5 protein-coding genes and 1 pseudogene are annotated in these 6,878 nt (G+C 74.6%); 4 read left to right on the forward strand and 2 right to left on the reverse strand.

Annotated elements, in window-relative coordinates; genetic code table 11:
• Positions 1–67 precede the first annotated feature (67 nt).
• Both HHX30_RS41270 and HHX30_RS41275 read left to right on the forward strand, forming a co-directional pair.
• A complete protein-coding gene (locus tag HHX30_RS41270) occupies positions 68–1,156 on the forward strand; it encodes an aminoglycoside phosphotransferase (RefSeq protein ID WP_169979645.1) in 1,089 nt (362 codons plus the stop codon).
• A gap of 38 nt (positions 1,157–1,194) precedes the next feature.
• The gene (locus HHX30_RS41275) at positions 1,195–2,136 is read left to right on the forward strand and encodes an SIS domain-containing protein (protein WP_169979646.1); all 942 of its coding nucleotides are present in this window, start codon (positions 1,195–1,197) and stop codon (positions 2,134–2,136) included.
• An 11-nt stretch (positions 2,137–2,147) separates the two neighbouring features.
• Here the strand turns inward: HHX30_RS41275 and HHX30_RS04755 are convergent, their stop codons facing one another.
• Entirely contained in the window at positions 2,148–2,804 is a 657-nt protein-coding gene (locus HHX30_RS04755; protein ID WP_169979648.1) for a ThuA domain-containing protein, read from the reverse strand.
• Positions 2,805–3,069: 265 nt separating this feature from the next.
• Positions 3,070–3,342: pseudogene (locus HHX30_RS43640) on the reverse strand (MarR family winged helix-turn-helix transcriptional regulator); the annotation flags it as partial.
• On the opposite strand from HHX30_RS43640, the gene HHX30_RS04765 reads away from it, so the two are divergent.
• Both HHX30_RS04765 and HHX30_RS04770 read left to right on the forward strand, forming a co-directional pair.
• Positions 3,302–4,327, forward strand: a complete 1,026-nt coding sequence (locus HHX30_RS04765) for an amidohydrolase family protein (protein ID WP_249349545.1) — start codon at positions 3,302–3,304, stop codon at positions 4,325–4,327. The pseudogene HHX30_RS43640 and the gene HHX30_RS04765 sit on opposite strands and share 41 nt — an antisense overlap.
• 181 nt (positions 4,328–4,508) lie before the next feature.
• Positions 4,509–6,758 carry a serine/threonine-protein kinase gene (locus tag HHX30_RS04770; RefSeq protein WP_211591477.1) on the forward strand — a complete coding sequence of 750 codons (2,250 nt, stop codon included), beginning with the start codon at positions 4,509–4,511 and terminating at the stop codon, positions 6,756–6,758.
• The last annotated feature ends 120 nt before the right edge of the window (positions 6,759–6,878 follow it).

Genomic DNA, 6,878 nt, shown 5'->3' on the forward strand with positions numbered 1-6,878 from the left:
AAGACTTTTCCCGTTACGTCTACCTGCTCCTTTTGTTGCCGCGTTGAACCCACGTTCAGGAGATCGAGTGCAAGGCTCCCGCTGGCCCCGGGTGATCGAGGGCCCTGACGGCGTCCTCACGCTGGAGACGGCCGAAGGGGTCACCGAGCGCGTGCTGCGCGACCTGGCGCGGGAAGCGGCTCCGCCGCCCTTCTCGGTGCGGGCGCTGCGGCCGCTGCCGCCGGTCCCCCCCGGCGAACGGGCCATCACGGTGGACCAGACCAACCACTCGGTCGTCGCGGGCGAGACCGTGGTCGTCAAGTGGTTCCCCCGGCCGTCGCGGGCCCCGCACCCCGCGCCCGGGCTGCTCGCCCATCTGGCGGGCTTCGCCCGTACGGCCACGCCGTACGCGGCGGTCTACTGGGAGGACGCGCTGGTCGCCCTGGTGACGGCGTACCTGCCCGAGGCGCGGGACGGCTGGGAGTGGTGCGTCGACGAGGCCGAGGCCGGCCGCACCGGCTTCGCCACCGAGGTCGGCGCCCTCGCCGCCGAACTGCACCTCGCGATGGCCACCCCGTCCGCGGTCCTCCCCGACCCCGTACGGCTGTCGCCGCCCGGCGAGGGGGCGTGGCGGGCCCGCGCCGAGGAGGCGCTGCGTGAGGCCCTGGCGCTGACGGACGGCGCGGACGGCGCATGGCTCGCGGGGCGGGCCGAGGCCCTGCGCCGCGAACTGGAGCCCCTCGCCCGCACCCCCGCCACACCGCTGATCCGCGTCCACGGCGACCTGCACGTGGGACAGATCCTGCGCTGGCGGGACGGCTACGCGGTGGTCGACTTCGACGGCAACCCGACCGTGGCGGACGCCGACCCCTACCAGCCCGCGGCCCGCGACCTCGCGCAGCTCACGACAAGCGTGGACCACGCGGGGCAGGTGGCGGTCAGACGCAGGTCCGCCGACCCGGACGCGACGGCCGCCTGGGCCGCCGCGGCGCGCCGGGAGCTGACGGCGGCCTACGCCCGGACGCTCGGGCGGGCCGGCCGCGCCGACCTGCTCGACCGGTCGCTGCTGCGGCCGTTCGAAGTCGAGCAGGAGTGCCGCGAACTGATCTACGCCGCCCGCCACCTGCCGCGCTGGCGGTACGCGCCGATGGGCGTGCTGCGGGCCTGGTACGCCTGACAACGAAACGCCTGACTACGGAACGAGGGGATGGACGCGTGGACGCGGGGCTGTTTCTCGCCGACCTGGAGGCGAAGCCGGAGGCACTGGAGGCGCTGGCCGGCCTCCTGGACGGCGGCGATCCGTTCGAGGGGCTGACGCGGCGGTTCGACCGCGTCGTGTTCCTCGGCATGGGGAGTTCGCGCTACGCGGCGGGGGTAGCGGCGCAGCGGCTGCGGGCCGCCGGAGTGGACGCCGTCGCGGAGTACGCCTCCGCCGCGCTCGGCACCCCGCCCGGCCCGCGCACCGCCGCCGTCGTCGTGTCGGCGACGGGCGGCAGCCGGGAGACGCTCGACGCCCTCGCCCGTCACCGGGGCAGGTCGTTCGTCGTGGCGCTGACCAACCGGCCCGGCTCCCCCGTTACCGAGGGCGCCGACCTGGTCGTGCCGATGCTCGCAGGCGAGGAGCGGGGCGGCGTCGCCTGCCGGACCTTCCAGCACACGCTCGCCCTCCTGCTCACGCTCGCCGAGGGCCCCGATGCCGTGGCGGGCCTCGTACGGCGGGCCGCGGCGGCCACCGCCGACCTGCTGGATCGGCGGCGTGAGTGGCTGGCGGACGCCGTGGGGCTGCTCGACGGGCCGCACGGCGTCTACACGATCGCGCCGGCCGAGCGGCTGTCGTCGGCCGAGCAGTCGGCGCTGATGTTCCGTGAGGGACCGCGCGTCCAGGCGGACGCGTGCGAGACGGGCGACTGGGCGCACGTGGACGTCTACCTCACCAAGACCCGCGACTACCGGGCCGTGCTGTTCCCCGGGTCGCGCTACGACGAGCAGGCGATGGAGTGGATCCGCATGCGCGGGTCGCGCGTGCTGGCCGTCGGCGGGGAGGTCGAGGGGCAGGCGGCGGCGGTGCGCTATCGCCACGACGACGATCCGGACGTCGCCCTGCTCACCGAGACGCTGGTGCCCGAACTCGTCGCCGCGACGCTCTGGGGGCGGTAGGTCTCCGGAGGTCAGCTCCCGAGGAGCCACCGCGCCGCCCGCCGCAGCAGTGTGCGGCGCACCGGGTTCTCGTACGACCGGGTGTCGTGGCCGAGCGCGTCGTACACGACCCTGCCGCCCGCCACGGTTCTCGCCCACAGCAGGGGCTGGTCTCCCGAGTACGCCAGCGGCTCCACGTCCGGGAGGACCTCGAGGTCGGTGTAGACCTCGTCGGTCACCTCGAAGCCGGCCAGGCCGTCGACGATCGGATGACCGGCGCCGAGCCGGACCTTCGCCCTGCCGATCGGGGGATGGTACGACGTGCCCCACCTCCAGGCGCCGCCCAGGATCTCGGCCCACTCCGGCCAGTCGTCGAAGCAGAGCGAGGCGGTGTGCACGGCCAGCAGCCCGCCGCCCCTCCCGAGGTGATCGAGCAGCGTCCGCCTGACGGAGTCCGGCGTCTCGAAACGCCAGCGGTCCCGCTCCTGCGCGAAGTCGTCGCCGTCCATCCTCCATCGGAACGCGTTGACCGTGATCAGGTCGACCGGCGCGGGCGCGGCGAGGGCTCCGGCGACGTCCTCGGTGATCTCCGACTCGATGCCGATCTCAGCGAGCACGTCCGCGAGGGCGGCTGAGGTGGCCGGGAAGTCGTGGGCTACTCCCCCGGACAGGATGAGGTTGCGCGGCATAGGCAATCACCATAGATGTGAAGGGCCCAGACATCGCTGTCGGGGAGGACGCCGTGCGCATCACCGTTTTCGGAGGCACTCGGGGCACCGGCCGCGGGCCACGGGCGCCTACCGCACTGCGGTCGGAGACAGCGTCCGCGGCGGCGTGCGCGTGTCCAGGGAGGACCTGGCCGGATATCTGCTGAAGGCGCTGGAGGACCCCGGCACCGTCCACTGCACGATCGGCGTCGCCTACTGACAGACCGGATCCCGGCGGTCGTGACGGTCAGGGCCGGGCGCGGTCGCCGAGTGCGAGCAGGACGTCCCTGAGCAGGTCGGCCAGGGCGCGCGCGGCCGGTTCCGGCACGTCCGCATGCTCCCGGTGCGCCTCGGTCGTGGCCAGCGACAACTCCTCGGCTTTGTCCACGCCGAGCGGGGTGAGCCGCACCCACGAGCTGCGCCCGTCGGCCGGATCGGGCTCCCGTTCCACCAGCCCGGCGGCGACCAGCCGCTGCAGAATGTTGCTCGTCCCTCCGGTCGTGAGCATCAGGTGGGAGGCGAGCCTGCTCGGCTTGCCACGTGTGGCAGAAGGTGCTGCGCGGCATCGCGGCCGACGCGACGCTCGGCGCGTACCTCGACCTGGTCCTCGGCTCCCTCGCCCCGGCGTTCCGCGCGCAGGACGTGTACGCGGCCAACGGGCGGTCTTCGGGTACGCGCACCGGGGCACGCGCGACGCCGACCGCGCCGAGGACGAGGTGCGGCGGGTCCGCTCGGCGCTCCTGCCGTCCGACGACGGCCTCGTCACCCCCGCCTTCGCGGCCTGGGGCCCGGTCTACGGCTCGGTGGAGGCGGCCCGGGCCGACTGGGCGCTCGCCCGCGACCTCGGCCTGCGGGTCAGCCTGCACGCCACCGGCGAGGGCCCGGTCGAACGGCTGCACGACGCCGGCCTGCTCGGCCCGGACGTGCTGTTCGTGCACTGCAACGGCATCCCGGACGAGTCGCTGAAGCTGATCGCCGGCAGCGGCGGCACGGCCTCGGTGGCCCCGGCGGTGGAGTCGCTGATGGGGCACGGCCATCCCGAGACCGGCAGGCTGCGCTCGTCCGCAATCCCCACGGGTCTCGGCGTGGACACGGTCACCGACGTCCCCGGCGACATGTTCTCCGTGATGCGCGCGGCGTTCGCGGCTGGACGCGCCCGCCCCACCGGGCCCGCTCTCACCGCGGCGGACGTGCTGCGCATGGCCACGATCGAAGGCGCGGCCGCGCTGGGCATGGACCGCAGGATCGGCTCGCTGCGCCCCGGCAAGCAGGCCGACATCGTGATCCTGGACGCCGGCGCCCCCGGCCTCGCGCCCGTGCACGACCCGGTGGCCGCGGCCGTCACGGCGGCCGGCACCGCCGCCGTGGACACGGTGCTGGTCGGCGGGCGCGTCGTCAAGCGCGGGGGCCGCCTCCTGGGCGTGGACGTGGACCGCGCCCGCGACCTCGCCGTACACGCGGCCCGGCACGTCACCGCGCACGCCAGGACTACATCCGCAAGGTGACTTTTTTGCTCCGGTGACAATCGCCCTTTCGGGTGAGACCTTGAGTCAGGGCCAGGGAGTGTCTGGCAAATGCTGCCCGTCGCGAGCGATGGGTGGGGCGGCAACGCAGCGAGGCGCCGCCTGGGCCACGCGCAGCAGGGCTTGATTTGTCAGAGACGACCACATCCGAGGGGGCGGCGTCATGAACGCCTGGTCGGTACCGGGCTACCGGGAGGTGCGCGAACTCGGCGCCGGCGGCGCCGGACGGGTCGTGCTGGCGACCTACGTGACCACCGGCGCCTACGTGGCGATCAAGTACCTGCGCGAGGAACTGCGGCGGGACCGGCGCTTCCTCGCCGGCTTCCGGCACGAGGCCCGGGTCATGGTCGAGCTGAACGATCCCAACGTCGTGCGCCTGTACGAGTACGTCGAGGCGCCCGACGGCGCGGCGATCGTCATGGAGCTCGTCGACGGGGTCTCACTGCGCAGGATCCTCGCCGAGCACGGCTCGACCAGCCCGGAGGCGGCGCTGGTCGTGCTGAAGGGCTCGCTCGCGGGCCTGTCGGCGGCGCACGCCGCGGGCATCGTCCACCGTGACTACAAGCCGGAGAACGTGCTGATCCAGGCCGACGGGACCAGCAAGCTGTCGGACTTCGGCATCGCGACGCCGAGCGGCTCGCCGGACGCGCCCGCGGGCACCCCGCCCTACATGGCTCCGGAGCAGTGGTACGGCGGGCTCGCCGGCCCCTCGGCCGACGTGTACGCGGCCACCTGCGTGTTCTACGAGTGCCTCACCGGGCGGCGGCCCTACCGGGCCGACGATCTGACGGCGCTGCGCATGCTGCACCGCAGCGCTCCCGTCCCGGCGGCGGACGTGCCGGGCTCGGTGCGGGGCCTGGTCGCGCGCGGCATGGCCAAGAACCCGGCGGACCGGCCGCCCACCGCGCGGGCGTTCATCGCCGATCTGGAGACCGCCGCGACCGCCGCGTACGGGCCCGACTGGGAGCAGCGCGGCCGCCGCCATCTGGCCGAGCTGGCGACGCTGCTGGCGCTGACGTTCCCCCTGGCCGCTCCGGCCGAGCCGGTCGAGGCCTCCACCTCGCTCGCCCAGACCGTGCTGTCGGAGCGGCTCACGCGCTTCGCGCCCCGTTTCGCCATCGGTGCCGCCGTGCTGTCGGCCGCCGTGATCGCGGCGGTGGTCGCGGCCAACCGGCAAACCCCGGTGGCGCAGGACACCCTGCTCACCCCGCCGCCGCGGAGCGCTCCGGCGGCGCTGCCCCCGGCCACGGACTCCACGGAAGCGGTCCCGCCGGTCACAGCCGAGACCGCACCCGACGAGACGGCCCCGGGGGAAACGGCACCGGACGAGACGACACCGGGCGAGACCGCGGAGAGCGATGCGGGGCCGGACGACAACGCCGGGACGACGCCGCCCGACCTGTCCGGCACGCCGGTGTCGTCCGTGTCCACCGGGCCGGCCGTCCCGCCGAGCCACTCCGTCCCGCCGGGCTCTTCGGGGCCGCCGGACTCTTCGGGGCCGAGCGCCACCCCCTCGCACCTGGGCGCGACCGCGTCGCCGGCACCGGCGCGGGTCACGGACCTCGGCATCGCGGCGTTCGACGGCCAGGCGGTCACGGTCGACGTACGGGCGAGCACGACGGCCCGGGTCCTGCTCACCGCGCGTTTCGCGGCCGGGCCGTCGCCGGACGCGCTCACCGCCGCGCCCTCGCAGACGGTCGGGTTGCGGGGCGCGACGTCCTATCACATCGGGCTGCAGCAGCCGTTCCCCGCCCCGGCCTGCGGGACCACCGTCTTTCGTCGGGTCGAGGTGTCCACGGCCCCGGCCGCCCGCGGGGGCACCCGCACACAGACGCGGAGACTCACCGGGGCGCCCTGTCCGGCGCCCGCCGTCGAGGACGTGGCGATCGACCGCTGGGACGGCAGGGCGGCGGCCGTGACGGTGCGGACCACGGGCAGGGGCCCGGTCAGGGTCTCCACCGTCTTCACGCGCGACGGCCGCTCGACAGCGGCCGACACCCGTACGCTCTCGGGCCGCACATCCTACTCCTTCACGGTGGCCGCCGGCCTCGGGCCCGTGGAATGCGGGAAGAGGGCCCTGTTCGGGGTGCGCGTCACGACCGATCCGGCCTATCCCGGCGGGCCGCGCCAGGCCGAGGTGGGGGTCGGCGGCCCCCGGTGCCCGCGGCCGCAGGAGTCCCCCTCGGGTCAGGGGAACGAGAGCCCCACCCCGCCCAAGACGCCCGACCCACCCAAGTCACCCGACCCGCCCAAGTCACCCGACCCGCCCAAGTCACCTGATCCGCCAAGGAGTGATACGCCCACGACTCCTGATCCGCCGAGGAGCCCGGTGCCGGGGGACCCCGGGCCGCGGGAGCCGGGGCGGCAGAGTCCCGATCCGCAGGACAGCCCGCCTCCTCCGGTGGTCGACTGACAGAGATGATGTAGGTGAGCACCTCCCGCCGGGGTCTGACCCATCGACTGACTGACTTAGGGTCCTCAACGGGATCTGTCGGCTTCGGCCGGGAGGTGCTCGTCGCACTCACCGGACGTG

The organism is Microbispora sp. H10836, from assembly GCF_012999525.1.
Taxonomy (GTDB): Bacteria; Actinomycetota; Actinomycetes; order Streptosporangiales; family Streptosporangiaceae; genus Microbispora.